This is a genomic window from Anaplasma marginale str. Florida (assembly GCF_000020305.1).
GTDB lineage: Bacteria > Pseudomonadota > Alphaproteobacteria > Rickettsiales > Anaplasmataceae > Anaplasma > Anaplasma marginale.
Genome location: NC_012026.1, coordinates 1,162,580 through 1,174,414, shown reverse-complemented (window position 1 = coordinate 1,174,414; position 11,835 = coordinate 1,162,580). Strand labels below are relative to the sequence as shown.

Here is an 11,835-nt window from a genome sequence, read left to right as displayed (position 1 = left end):
ATACGAAACCGCCTTCCATTTGGTCAATCATCAGTTCATAACAATGGACACACAGAGAATAATGCGCTATAGTGCACCCGTTGTTACGCGTTACCGGCGCCGATGCGATGAAGATAGAGTGCAAAAACTGCCATGCAACTTACAGCGTAGCTCGCGACAAGATGCCTGCTAAAGGAAAAAAAGTCAAGTGCACAAACTGCGGGCATGTGTGGTTTTTTTCTGCCGAGGAAGGCACAGCTAAATCTTCCAGCACACCCGCTGTAAAGCTCGGCGGCGCAACTAGACGTAGCAGAGGGCGCGAGCCTTTCACTTGGAAGGATGGCGTGCTCATTCTAATGATGTTTCCGCTCATATTTTTCTTTTCTTCCACATTTCAGAAGAAAATTCCTTATAGGTTCAGAAAGGCATACCGCTTTGCCGAAATTTATGACACCTCTCACGTAAGGCTGCAGGAATCTCGGGTCAAGATCCTAAGCGTTGATGGGGAAGAACTAGTAGTAAAGGTAAGCTGGTCAATAGAAAATACAGCGGGTGATGAGCGCTTTATCCCTGGCGTGCATCTCGTTTTTTATGACAAAAATTCCAAAAAAGTATTCTCCCGTAAGGTAGAGGTGAACAAGTACGGGCTCATACCCAGCAACACTAGGCTGCAGTTTGAAAAAACCGTTAGTGGCGTGCCCAGCAACGTGGCAACCTTAAAAGTGAAGGTCGGGAATGTCTTTGAGGTCTTGTTCTACTGAGATGATTCCAGAATTTACCGTAACGGAGATCACTGATCTAGTACGGCAGGTGATGCATGATACGTTCTACTGCATCAAAATTCGTGGAGAGATAAGCGGCTTATCGAGGCCGAGCTCTGGGCATGTATATCTGTCACTTAAAGACGATAATTCTGTCATCAGTGCTGTGTGTTGGCACGGCACCAGGCTTGATGTACAGTTCGAAAATGGGTTGGAGGTCATATGCACAGGGCATATTAGTACCTACCAATCGAGATACCAATTGGTGATTGAAGGAATGGTGCTTGCCGGCCAGGGGAAGTTGGCAGCCATGCTTGAAGAACGCCGCAAGAAACTGGAGAAAGAAGGGTTGTTTGACCAGGCACGTAAAAAGCCGCTGCCCCTTTTACCGCTTAAAATTGGAGTAATAACATCACCAACTGGGGCGGTAATTCGCGACATACTAAACCGCGTGAAGCACAGGTTCCCCTCACATATCATAGTATGGCCGGTACAGGTGCAGGGTTCACAAGCGAGTGCGATGGTTGTGCAAGCGATTTTGGGGTTTAACAACTTGGAAGAGCCACCTGATGTGATAATTGTGGCAAGAGGTGGGGGCAGCATAGAGGACTTGTGGCCGTTTAATGACGAGGAGCTGGCGCGAACAGCCGCCGCATCGAAGATACCCATAGTCTCCGCTATTGGGCACGAAACAGATTTTACAATAATTGACTATGCTGCAGATGTACGGGCTCCAACTCCCACAGCAGCTGTCGAAATCGTGCTGCCGGAAAGACAACAGCTCGTGAGCGATATCGCGCATAAGCTTTCAAAAATCAGGAGCGCTGTTAGAAATGTGCTGGGCGCTAAAGAGCATAGGTTGCTCCAGCTATACGGCGTACTCACCGAAACTAAACACAAGATAAGCGAAGTGGGAAGGAGTGCGCTTGCGCACCAAGAAAAAATCGAGTTCCTTTTTAAGGTGGCTTTGCTCAAAAAACAACAGTACCTTGACAACCTGATCGGGAGGATCGACCGTTACAACAAAGAACATATTATATCGGTGGGTTATGCGGTCATATACGACAACACCGGGCAACACGTGAGCTCCGCAAATGCCGTGGCTCCCGACGACACCATAGTGATAGAGTGGAAAGACGGAAAGCGAAGGGCAGCTATACTGACTTGAACGCTAGCATGCCTTTTATTGCCGGAACAGACATATAACACCTGCTCAATAGCGGACCGTTGCGCCCACGGCATGGTAAAACGCCTACACAAGCGGCAAACGAAATCCTGGCACTACTGGCAGCACCCTAGTTAAATTCCGTGCAGAAGTGTACGTTCCTTTTCAACTGCCAGACCCGGTACACGCAAGCCTTACGCAACACTCAAAAATTGCAACAGGGCACCGCCCCCGGTGGAAACGTATGAAAAGTCTTCCGCAGAATAGCCAGACGCTTTTATGGCGAATATGCTGTCGCCTCCCCCCACAATTGTGCTCACCCCCTTTTCTTTCTTGAGGCACACCAAGTTCCGAATCAGGTCTGAGGTGCCTGTGGCGAAAGCCGCGCGCTCAAAAACCCCCATGGGGCCGTTCCAGAACACGGTTTTACATTTACCCAAAACCTCAGCCACCTCAGCAGAGGTTTGCGTTCCAATATCAAAAATGCAGTCCTCCTCTCCTACATCTTTGTTTTGCTTTGTCTGTGCACTGCAGTCCAGATTGCGCGCAACAACGTGATCTCTGGGGACGATCACACAGCAATTGCTCTTGCGTGCGGATTCCAAAACCGCATGTACGGCATCGTCACAAGGTTCGTAGACCGAACTACCGATCTTGTGGCCACTTGCACGCAAAAAACTGTTTGATAGCCCCCCACCGAGCACTAAAAAATCAACTTTCTGGGCCAAGTTACGCAACATTGGTATCTTAGAAGACGTCTTCGCGCCCCCAATGACCGCGGCAACTGGATGCTCGCTCACTATGTTACCCAGGTAGTGCAGTTCATCTTGCAAATTAAGGCCCGCAGCAGCAGGGAGAAATTTGGTGATCGCGTCAATTGAGGCGTGCATTCTGTGTGAGCAGGAAAATGCATCATTAACATACAAATCTGCCATGGAAGCCAACTGTTTTGCAAAAGCAGGATCGTTCTTCTCCTCCCCCGCATGGAACCTAAGGTTTTCCAATAGGACCACGGACCCCCAAGGCAATGCATTTACAACGGTGCACACCCTTTCACCAAAGCAGTCTCCTACAAAAGTAACGGGTACGCCCAAAACCTCGCTTATGGTGCCAACTAGCGGTTCAAGCGAGAAATCTGCGTCCACACAGCTCGGGCGCCCAAAGTGAGACACCATAATAACCTTGGCCCCAGCTTTGACTAGATAGTCTACCGTAGGCGCAACCCTTTCGATCCTTGTTCTGTCACGCACCTGGCCATGTTCTACTGGAACGTTAAAGTCAACCCTCAGCAGAACTCTACATCCCCGCACACTGGAATTTTGCACCCAGGGCAACGTTCTGATGCTTTTCATCGCCAAATCCAACATGAAGCCGCCCGTAACCGCACGCACGGGTCCTAGAGCACCTCAGGAGTGTACACACGTATACCGCACAAGACAAGTCCTATTGCGTGCTTTCGTTCATTACGCATCATATGCAACGGATTCTAGCAAAACTTGCGTCACATGTGCTCCGCCTACGTCCCACAACTGGCATCTCTCTATGTTGGGACCCCCTTTTTAACGCTATAGAAGCCGCAAAGCCCCGCGCAGTGAGCGCATCTAGCCCCAAAGCAAGTATGAACAAGCTGCCATGAGGTTACGCATTTCTCGCATGTTACACAATCACCAAACCGAAGTAAATGTGTGCCGCGCCACTTGAGCACTGTCATCTCACCATTATGCATTATTTAACTATGGAAAGTGTATGCTTTTGCGGTGAGCAGAGTTCAGTTTTAGGTATAGCCGTATGCAGCAAGATGTACCTGCAGGCACTCCGGGGCACTCCGGCCCTCTGAGGGTGCAGTGGGAGGTGGTGAAGCATCAAAAATACAGCAATGGCAGCTTGTCTCAGGTATCCTGCCTGTATACCATAAAGGTGTACAACATTGAGGGTATGTTCGCCTTCAGCGCGGAGCCTGTGAGGAGCGTGCTACTCAGAATTAACCCCTCTATAGATTGCGTGCTTCTTAACAAGGCAGTTAGCATAGAGGTTCTCGACGGAGTTATGCTGCGCAAGTTTTCCAGCAAAAAGCGCAATTATGTCTCTCGCTTGCAAGACTTGTCCAAATATTTTGAAGACAATCTCGGTATCACGCTTCCAGAAAGTATACGGAAGAGTTTCGTTAAGGAGTTCGGTGAAGCAGCAAAGCTGCTGAAGGGCTCTTTCAGTGTGTAAGCTGACAGTTGAGTGGTTATTGAACGTTTAAGGTCTATGCGCGGCGGCTGCTTAATTCACGCGCATTAACCCTTAAGAAATTAGGATAGATTATAAATTTCTTATCTATCCACCTTATCAATTTCACAATCAGGAATACGTGTGTACGCCGTAGCTGTCGTGCAGCTTCTGCAGCAGTATCAGGTAGTGCTTGCTGCGTTGGTACTTTTTGTCATATTTTTCACAGCAGCGCAGTCGGTGCGGGGTGCCGGCTTCGGACATGCACCCGCAGCGCTTCGTGAGAAATCCACACATGGCCAGTTGGCGCCCCCAGCGCCGGCGTACCCTGCATCACGCAACCCGGCAGAGCCCCCCACCCTCCATGGTGGCACCGAGGTTGCGCCGCCAGACTCCAGGCATAAGCGCGTTTGTCACGCAGATGATCAAGCCCGTGCAACCGCAGCCTTCCCTCGAGCAACACCAGTGCCTCACACGGGGTGCGGTGGCGGCAGTCATTCCACGAAGCAACCTCCGGTAGGCCATATTGCCCCACTATCGCGTGGATGCTCTGCTAAAGTCATGGTGGAACCAAGCGCTAAGTGTGCATTGTATTCCCTAGAGGTGGAACCTAGCCACTGTGAGTTGGTAGAATCTACAGAGGAAGCTATAGAAGTGGTGGAGATCGCGTATGAGCCGTGTTGTATGGACATCAGCGAGCCCGCCCCCAATGAAGCACAGTTCTATGTTGTCGAAGAAGGAGTAATCGACACGGACCAAGAACCGTTCTCCGAGGTAGAATCGGCAAACACCTTAATGTACTGCATCGCGGTAGACCAGGTATTCCCCCACCAAATTGCAAAAATGCTTCAACACGGGTAGAATTCCGCTCCGTGCGTTGGGTTACACAATTAAATCGGGTGTGGGCGGTGGATTTTATCAAAATGCACAGCAATGCGAATGATTTTGTCATAATTGATCGCAGAAGCATTGGAGAAGTGGCCATAGACTACGCGGCAATTGCCCACAGAAAGACCGGCGTTGGTTGCGACCAGGTAGTGACTATAGACAGATCGGACGGCGGCACCGATTGCACAATTACTATCCACAACCCAGACGGCAGCCAGGCGGCAATGTGCGGCAATGCCGCAATGTGCGTAGGCAAGCTACTGATGGATGAGCTGGGCACTACTAGCGCATCTATAACAATTGGAGACCGCGTAGTACTTGCGGAAAAGTCCAAAACTGGCATGATACTAGTAAACTTGGGCAAGCCAAAGCTCGCTTGGCAGGATATACCAATAGCCCACGAATGCGACACGTTGAAGGTCCCGCTGTCAATCCCAGGATACCCACAGCCCGTAGGAGTGAATATGGGCAACACGCACATGGTGTTTTTCGTGGCATCAGTCAAGGACTGTAAGCTAGAAGAGCTGGGACCGCTGGTAGAGCACGATGCCCTATTCCCGCAACGCACCAACGTATGTGTGGCAGAAGTAGTAACCAGAAGCAAGATTACCCTCAGAGTGTGGGAAAGGGGCACTGGCGAGACGTTTTCCTGTGGCAGTGGATCCTGCGCTGCGCTCATCGCGGGCGTAAGATTGGGAGTCACGGAAAGGAAATGTACGGTTAGTATGCCCGGTGGAGATCTGTTAACAGAATGGCAAGAAAGTGGTGATACCGTGGTCGGTAGTGGTGTTACTGAGTCTTTTCGCGGCGTTCTATAGGCAAATTGCAAGTTTTCTGATTACAAATGCAGCGTGTGCGCGCTATAATCAGGGTGTGGTGTGGAGCTTTGTGTTATGCAGGGACTTTCTTCCGTGGACAAGGTGGCGGCGTCAATGTGTGTAGTGCCGGCCTCCATGTGTGTTTTCGCGGCGTGTGTAGCCGCGGTGTTGATAAAAACTCTGGGCACTAAGTCCGGGGCCTCTCTCGAATCTCCGTTTGCGGGGTTTTCCGCATGGGCGGTACTTACGGTGGTGACGTTGCTGTTTTTCACGCTTCAAGCGCTGGAGCGTGCCTGGTATGTTGTGTCTGTCACAGCCGCTCAGTATAGAAGTTTTGCCGCAGTTATGGCTTGGTGGCTGTCTTTAGAGGGGAGGCACAAAACAAAAGAGGCTCTGGCGGATGGGCGCGCTGTGCTTATGGATTACACCGATGGCAGCTTCTACCGCAGAATAGATCCCAAAGAACCTGATCCCCGTCCCTGTAAAGGTAACATGAGACAAAGAGTGGGTAGCGTGCTTTGGTTGCTGGATGTCACGGATTCTGTTGCACACCAAAGAGAGCTTTGCAAAAACTCAATTTTGTCTTAGAACTTACCGACGGCGTTCGCGGTTTTTTGGGTGTGGAGAGTTTTGTCTTACCGGTTATAGTATGAGGAAAATCCTTTCTTTCTTCGGCGATGGCCTGGGGTCATTGTGCTCGAGGGTTTTTTGTTCGCTCCCAGGTACGGGGGAGGTTGCTGAACTCGTAAGAAGCAGCCGCGCGTCAGCCATGGAAAGCATTTCCTCCTTAAGGGATAAGTCTAAGAGCCTACTCTTCACGAATATGGATTTAGGGTTGTATCACTTTTATAGGGGCAACGTACAAGACGCAAAAGCAAGATTCTGGCTCATCAGCTTGGTAAGACCAAAACTTCCGGACGCTTATTACAACATAGGCAGGTGCCACCTGGTGCTGCGAGACATACACAGGGCGGTAAAAAGCTTTGAGAAGGCGTTATCGCTCGACAAATCGCATCAGGAGTCTATGTATTATCTACAAAAAATAGAAGCTCCCGAAAAGGTGGCTGAGGTACCGGAAAACATCATAAGACAACACTTTAACTACACAAGCGAGTACTTTGTTGAGTATTGGCTAATCGCCCAAAACTACAGGGGGCACGAGTACGTGCGGTCCCTGGTTATGAATTTCCTGGGAGACAGGATTGCCGAGCTGGATGTTCTAGATCTAGGATGCGGCACCGGCGTTTGCGGGCAGTTCCTGAAGATGAAGGGGGTGGGCCGCCATATAACCGGAGTTGACATATCCCGCAGGATGCTGGACATTGCGAGAAAGTGCTTCGTAAACGGGAGGCAGGCATACAATGAACTGCTCTGCATGAACATGCACGAGTTTCTACGAGACAACAACAAGGAGTATGATGTAATCATCCTAACTGAAGTACTGCACTATTCAGGAAAGCGCTTAGGCGAGATTTTGGAAATGTGCAGTAAGGCTCTAGCCAAAGGAGGCATTATTGTGGCGCTGGTGCGCGAAGGTACCGGACAGGGGTATCGGTTCGTCAAGGAGGGAGATTTCTTTTGTCACTCAGGTGCATATGTTCAACAACAAGTGGAGAAATTGGGCTTGCGTCTAAGTTACGTTAACCGTTGCAAAATATACGGAGACAGGGTCGATGGGCTGCTGTTTGCTATATCTCATGGTGATGACGCTGCAGCAGCACAGCGGAAGAGTGGTGGGGCAGATGCTGCTGGCGCTGTGGGCACCACCTAGCGGCTGTGGTTATTGACAGACAAACCCATTTTGCGTTACCATTGGTCCGCATTTGTCGCGGTTGTGGTGGAAATGGTAGACACGCAGCGTTGAGGTCGCTGTGGCTATAACAGGCCTTGGAAGTTCGAGTCTTCTTAACCGCACCATCTCGTGGGTCTCAAGTGAATTTGATAGGCAGAGTTTTCGGCTTTGGCAACAATCTGGTAGAGAGGGCGGTGTTGGAGATAAGGCGCTGCGCGCCGGTTATCCTCCACAAGAGCGGCAGGTATGCGTTGGTTTTCCCTAGCGAACTGTTGGAGGACCACTCCTTCGCCACATTAACCGAGTTTTCCAGTAAGTTGTACCTACTGCTAACTGGCAGGAGAATGGCTGCAGTCGCAGGTGGGCGTGCGCTGTCCAGGGTGCTGGCAAACGGTTTCACACTAGCAGATATTGCAGCTGCGCTATCTACTAGCACAAGTCTGCCACCTGGTGTGCAGGTTACAAGCAGCAGTAGCCCGTTAGATGGCCACGCGATAGACCTAATGAAGCTAGCAAAGTTGCTTCCTTCCGCTCTGATCGCAGACATGGAGTTTGCGCATGATGGGGAAATGGAGCAGTGGTGCGCGCAAAATAACATACTGTGTTTGGCATGCGATGCACTGTCTGGCTATCGTAAGGAGTATAGCTTGCGCGAGGTTTGCCGCTCTGATCTTTGTCTGAACAACGCACCGGCTTCTAAGATACTTGTGTACAGGTCAAACTTAGGAGAACCGGAACACTATGCAATTATCATAGGCGATCCAAGCTTTGAGAACCCCGTGGTAAGGTTGCACTCGTCGTGCTACACGGGAGATCTACTGGGCAGCATTTCGTGCGACTGTAGAGGCCAATTACTGCACACCATACAGTTCTTGGGCAGTGGAAGTGGCGGCATAGTGTTATATATCTCTCAAGAGGGAAGAGGAATAGGGCTAGCGAACAAAATACGCGCCTATAACTTGCAAACGCAGAACGCTCTGGATACCGTAGACGCGAATAGGTTTCTTGGATTCGATGATGACGAAAGAGTCTTCCTGCCAGCAGCGCGCATTCTTGACGAGCTGGGAATCTCAAAGTTTCAGATGCTAACCAGCAACCCCAGCAAGGTATCTAGTATGTGTGATCATGGATTCACTGTCACAAAAATGATACCCCTTTCGGTCGGAACTCACGAACGCAATATTGACTACATAAAAACAAAAATAGAACGCCTAGGGCACGTTAATTGAGGATGCTTTTCCTGTTAACTTGATGTAAATAAAAGCGTTGTAGGTTGTGTTCGTGTATTATGTGGGCTTATCATCGGGTAGGGTATCCCCCTTCCTAGTCTAGTTTCGGCGAGTTTGTATGGGTATGTTCGGTTTCGGTAAGAAGGGTGCGAGTGCCGCGGTTTCCGCAAGTACTGATGACTGGTATCATGACAGATACAGCTCAGTTGTGGTCCAGCGGAACGTTTTGCTTCTTTTGGTAGTGTTGTCCGTTTTCTGTATTGCAGTAAGCACTTTTGTAATTTTCAGGATAGGAAAAACAAGGACAATCGAGCCGTTCGTAGTTGAAATAGAAAAGAAGTCGGGGATCACCACGTTAGTTAACCCGATCACGGTAAAGCAGTACTCCGCTGATGAGGTCTTGGGTAATTACTTCATAATTGAGTATGTGCGGGCGAGGGAGCTGTATGATCCCAACAATTTCCAGTACAACTATTACACTAAGGTGAGGTTACTCTCCTCCCAGGAGACTTATAGCGAGTTCCGCAACTGGATACGTCCTAGCAACCCCTCAAGCCCAATGACGCTGTACTCGGACGCAGTATCCGGCAATCTGAAGGTGCGGTCTTTGCAACATCTTAGCACCGGAAATGTGCAGATTAGGTTTTCCTTGGAGTTTAACAACCACAATGGGTCTATCACCAAGAGAGACAGAATTGCCACTCTCGCCTTTAGGTACTCTTCGCTTGAGATGAACGATCAGGATAGGCAGGTGAACCCTCTGGGATTTCAGATTACTTACTATAGGGCGGACGATGAATTTCTATAAAAACTTGCTTGCGTGCTCGGCTCTACTGACCGTTGTTTTTACAGGAGGTGTGGCACAGTCTGCCGTAAGCGGTGGTGCACCTGTGTCTGTAGACAGTAGGATCAAAACCTTTGTATACAGCCCGAACGAGATATTTACCGTTGTGTTTAACCACGGGTATCACTCGTTTATAGAGTTCTCCAAAGGTGAGACCATAAAAGTGATGGCTATGGGAGACAGCGTTCACTGGAAGGTAAAGCCCGTAGATAACAAACTGTTCATTATGCCACTGGAGAGGGAAGGCAAGACAAATATGCTGGTAGAAACCAACAAAGGCAGGAGCTACGCTTTTGATCTTGTTTCAAAGTCTGCTGGTCCTGATGCCGCGGGGTATAAAGAAGTGGCGGATGAGCTCGGCAGGGTGGACTCCCCCCTGTTGGATATGGCCTACGTGGTGCGTTTTTACTACCCGGATAATAACAGGGAGTTCGATCTAAAAGGGGCCGGACTGGCGGACTTGTCTGCTCCGAGCTTGGCAAAGAACCCCAACAGTGGCGAGGTTACTGTGCGCCCGAATGCAACTGGCAAGAATTATGTATACTCTGCAAGCAGCGCTGATGCAACAATAGTCCCTGTGAAAACTTTTGATGATGGGGCCCTTACATATTTTCAGTTCTATGACAATAACAAGGTGATCCCAAAAGTGTTTTCTGTGGGCAGACATGGCAAAAAAGTGCCATGCAGGATGTTGCTACTTAAGGGCTATGTAATAATCGAAGGAGTCCACAAGCGGCTGTACCTTGACTACGGCAAGAGTGGCGTCGAAGTAGTGAATACGGTGCTTTGATCAATAGTTGAGTTTAGGGATGTCAGACGAAACCAAGGATAATAACTACGGCGATGGCGTAGAGGAAAGCGTCAATGTAGTGGGGGTGCACAAAAGCAAGAAGCTTTTTGTAGTCCTGGTAGTGTGCGCTATAACCGGAATGGCCTATTACATGTTCTTTCGTGGCAGCGGTACCACAGAAACATCTGAGGAGCCGCAACCGGTTATTGAGAAGCAGGATGTTGACAAGTTGCTCAAGGAGTCCGAAGCTCCAGCCCAGGAAACTGCGCCGAGAATTTTGACTCCTCCACCTAAACTGCCTGACCTACCTCCTTTGGTCATGCCTACCGCGCCTGAGCTCCCGACGCTGGCCAGGATAGCCAAAAAGAAGAAAGAGGAGCCCGTGGTTGAGGAAACCAAGGAGATTTTACCTCCAGCAGCAGAAAGTTTCTTTGAACCCGAGTTGCAACGTCGCCCGATGGAGGACGATGGGCCACCGCAGCATATACCTATGCCGTACCGGCCAGGTGGGGGAGCTATCCCTGAGCCCGTGCCTTCCTTCTTGGGGTACGATAGAGAAAAACGCGGTACGCCTATGATCGTCCTGGGAGGGGGTGGTGATGGCGGCCCAAGCGAAGATGGTGGCGGACAAGGCACTGACAGCCGTTTTAGTACTTGGAGCACACTGGACGGCACTTCGTCCCCTAGCGTTAAGGCAACCAGGGTAGGCGATCCTGGATATGTGATTCTTCAGGGACACATGATAGATGCAGTTTTAGAGACCGCTATAAACTCAGATATTCCCGGAGTGTTGCGGGCAATAGTATCTAGGGATGTATACGCGGAAGCGGGCAATATGGTCATGATACCGAAAGGCTCTAGGCTGATAGGTAGCTACTTCTTTGACGCATCCGGCAATAATACGCGGGTGACTGTGAGTTGGTCTAGGGTCATCCTGCCTCATGGTATAGACATCCAAATTAACTCAGCCGGTACTGATGAGCTGGGTAGGAACGGTAGCGCAGGGTTTATTGACACCAAAATGGGGAATGTCCTTACGTCCACGATTCTGCTTGCAGGGGTTTCCATGGGCACTGCTTTTGTGACCTCAAAAATACCTGCTCTGCAGTCTGAAATCAAAGACACTACCGAGGAGAAAGGTGAGAAGAAGAAAGAGGAAAAGTCATCTACCCTACCGGTTAAGATCGTTTCTGATGCCGTAAAGGATTTCTCTGAATCTATGAAGGCTCTGATTAAGAAGTACGTAGATACCAGCAAGCCTACCATTTATGTTGACCAGGGAACTGTAATGAAGGTATTTGTAAACCAAGACATAGTGTTCCCTAGGGAGGCGGTGCGTAGGTAGTGGCCTGGCT

The 11,835-nt window shown here is 49.8% G+C and carries 12 protein-coding genes and 1 tRNA gene; 12 read left to right on the top strand and 1 reads right to left on the bottom strand.

Translation table 11 applies throughout. The features are described from left to right. The first annotated feature begins 80 nt into the window (after window positions 1–80). Together AMF_RS10005 and xseA are read left to right on the top strand one after the other, a co-directional pair. The gene (locus AMF_RS10005) at window positions 81–740 is read left to right on the top strand and encodes a zinc-ribbon domain-containing protein (protein WP_338022820.1); all 660 of its coding nucleotides are present in this window, start codon (window positions 81–83) and stop codon (window positions 738–740) included. Then, on the top strand, window positions 715–1,908 hold the full coding sequence (gene xseA / locus AMF_RS10000) for an exodeoxyribonuclease VII large subunit (protein WP_010269044.1): 1,194 nt from the start codon (window positions 715–717) through the stop codon (window positions 1,906–1,908). The genes AMF_RS10005 and xseA overlap by 26 nt, the downstream gene beginning before the upstream one ends. A 191-nt stretch (window positions 1,909–2,099) precedes the next feature. Here xseA and AMF_RS09995 read toward each other — a convergent pair whose 3' ends face one another. After that, on the bottom strand, window positions 2,100–3,272 hold the full coding sequence (locus tag AMF_RS09995) for a phosphoglycerate kinase (RefSeq protein ID WP_010269040.1): 1,173 nt from the start codon (window positions 3,270–3,272) through the stop codon (window positions 2,100–2,102). 421 nt (window positions 3,273–3,693) lie between these two features. On the opposite strand from AMF_RS09995, the gene AMF_RS09990 reads away from it, so the two are divergent. The 10 genes from AMF_RS09990 (at window position 3,694) to AMF_RS09945 (ending at window position 11,825) form a co-directional block, all read left to right on the top strand. Continuing rightward, complete coding sequence (locus tag AMF_RS09990) at window positions 3,694–4,122, top strand: hypothetical protein (RefSeq protein WP_010266596.1); 429 nt, start codon at window positions 3,694–3,696, stop codon at window positions 4,120–4,122. 558 nt (window positions 4,123–4,680) lie between these two features. Further along, window positions 4,681–4,980, top strand: a complete 300-nt coding sequence (locus AMF_RS10615; protein ID WP_241759852.1) for a hypothetical protein — start codon at window positions 4,681–4,683, stop codon at window positions 4,978–4,980. 47 nt (window positions 4,981–5,027) lie between these two features. Next, window positions 5,028–5,825, top strand: coding sequence for a diaminopimelate epimerase (dapF, locus tag AMF_RS09980; RefSeq protein WP_010269033.1), 798 nt, complete (start codon window positions 5,028–5,030; stop codon window positions 5,823–5,825). 60 nt (window positions 5,826–5,885) lie between these two features. After that, window positions 5,886–6,413, top strand: coding sequence for a hypothetical protein (locus tag AMF_RS09975; protein WP_010266588.1), 528 nt, complete (start codon window positions 5,886–5,888; stop codon window positions 6,411–6,413). 61 nt (window positions 6,414–6,474) lie between these two features. After that, window positions 6,475–7,596 carry a methyltransferase domain-containing protein gene (locus AMF_RS09970; RefSeq protein WP_010266586.1) on the top strand — a complete coding sequence of 374 codons (1,122 nt, stop codon included), beginning with the start codon at window positions 6,475–6,477 and terminating at the stop codon, window positions 7,594–7,596. 57 nt (window positions 7,597–7,653) lie between these two features. Then, window positions 7,654–7,742, top strand: a tRNA-Leu gene (locus tag AMF_RS09965). Between the two features lie 15 nt (window positions 7,743–7,757). Then, window positions 7,758–8,846, top strand: coding sequence for a GTP cyclohydrolase II (locus AMF_RS09960; protein ID WP_010266584.1), 1,089 nt, complete (start codon window positions 7,758–7,760; stop codon window positions 8,844–8,846). Between the two features lie 118 nt (window positions 8,847–8,964). Then, the gene (locus tag AMF_RS09955) at window positions 8,965–9,654 is read left to right on the top strand and encodes a VirB8 family type IV secretion system protein (protein WP_010266581.1); all 690 of its coding nucleotides are present in this window, start codon (window positions 8,965–8,967) and stop codon (window positions 9,652–9,654) included. Then, the gene (virB9, locus tag AMF_RS09950) at window positions 9,641–10,480 is read left to right on the top strand and encodes a P-type conjugative transfer protein VirB9 (protein ID WP_010266578.1); all 840 of its coding nucleotides are present in this window, start codon (window positions 9,641–9,643) and stop codon (window positions 10,478–10,480) included. The genes AMF_RS09955 and virB9 overlap by 14 nt, the downstream gene beginning before the upstream one ends. Before the next feature lie 19 nt (window positions 10,481–10,499). Beyond that, window positions 10,500–11,825, top strand: a complete 1,326-nt coding sequence (locus AMF_RS09945) for a TrbI/VirB10 family protein (protein WP_010266574.1) — start codon at window positions 10,500–10,502, stop codon at window positions 11,823–11,825. Window positions 11,826–11,835: the final 10 nt, after the last annotated feature.